The organism is Kitasatospora sp. NPDC001225, assembly GCF_053597855.1.
The window spans coordinates 1-1,497 of record NZ_JBSFJC010000442.1; the positions used below are offsets into that span (position 1 = coordinate 1).

Here is a 1,497-nt window from a genome sequence, read left to right on the forward strand (position 1 = left end):
CGGGTCGCCGGAGAGATCGGTGCGCAGCACCAGGGTGTTGACGAAGAAGCCGACCAGGTCGTCCAGGGCCTCGTCGGTGCGGCCGGCGATCGGGGTGCCGATCGGGACGTCGCTTCCGGCGCCGAGCTTGCCGAGCAGGGCGGCCAGCCCGGCCTGGAGCACCATGAAGAGGCTGGCGCCGCCGTCGCGGGCGAGGTCGCGCAGGCCCTGGTGCAGCTCGGCGTCGATCCGCACCGGCAGGTGGGCGCCCCGGTAGGACATCACCGCCGGGCGGGGCCGGTCGAAGGGCAGCTCCACCTGCTCGGGCAGGTCCGCCAACCGCTCCCGCCAGTAGGCGAGCTGGCCGCTGAGCAGGCTGTCCGGGTCGGCGCCGTCACCGAGCAGCTCCCGCTGCCAGAGGGCGTAGTCGGCGTACTGGACGGGCAGTGGCGACCACTGCGGCTTCGCGCCCCCGGTACGGGCCGCGTAGGCGGTCCGCAGGTCCCGCAGGAGCGGCCCCGCCGACCAGCCGTCACCGGCGATGTGGTGCACGACCAGCAGCAGCACGTGCTCCTCGGCGCCGAGCCGGAAGAGCTCGGCGCGCAGCGGCGGCTCCTCGGCGAGCTCGAAGCCGTACCGCGCCGCCTCTCCCAGCAGGTCCGGCAGCTCGCGCTCGCCGGCCTCGGTGACCCGCAGCCGCGGCCGGGCCTCGCCGGCCTCCAGGACCCGCTGGCACGGCACGCCGTCGACCACCGGGAAGACGGTGCGCAGGCTCTCGTGCCGCTCGACCAGGTCCGCCAGGGCGGCGTCCAGGGCCCGCTGGTCGAGGGTTCCGCCGAGCCGCAGCGCCAGCGGGATGTTGTACGTGGCGCTCGGGCCCTCCATGCGGTGCAGGAACCACAGCCGGCGTTGCGCGAAGGACAGCGGGACGGCCGCGGGCCGCTCGCACCGCCCCAGCGCCGGGCGGGCCCGGCCCGCGACGTCCACCGCCGCGGCCAGTCCCGCCACCGTCGGCGCGTCGAACAGGTCGCGCAGCCCCAGCTCCACGCCCAGCACCGACCGGGCCCGGGCGACCAGCCGGGTGGCCAGCAGGGAGTGCCCGCCGAGGTCGAAGAAGTCGTCGTCGGCGCCGGCCTCCGGTACGCCGAGCACCTCGGCGAACAGCCCGGCGAGCAGCTGCTCGGTCGCGGTGCGCGGTGCGCGGCCCCGGTCGGCGGGCTGCCGGTCGGGCGCGGGGAGGGCCCGCCGGTCGAGCTTCCCGTTCGGCGTCAGGGGCAGGGCGTCCAGCAGCACGAAGGCCGAGGGCACCATGTGCTTGGGCAGCCGCTCCCGGAGGTGTTCGCGCAGGGCGGTGTCGGTGACCGTGGCGCCGGGCTCGGCGACGGCGTAGGCGACCAGCCGGGGCTCGTCCTCGGTGCGCACCACGGCGGCGGCCCCGGCGACCAGCGGGTGCTCGGCGAGGACGGCCTCGACCTCGCCGAGCTCCACCCGGAAGCCGCGGACCTTGACCTGGTCGTC

At 76.7% G+C, this 1,497-nt stretch carries 1 protein-coding gene; it reads right to left on the reverse strand.

The features are described from left to right. The coding region (locus ACWDCZ_RS41310) for a condensation domain-containing protein (RefSeq protein ID WP_449818718.1) at nt 1-1,497 on the reverse strand (1,497 nt) is incomplete at both ends.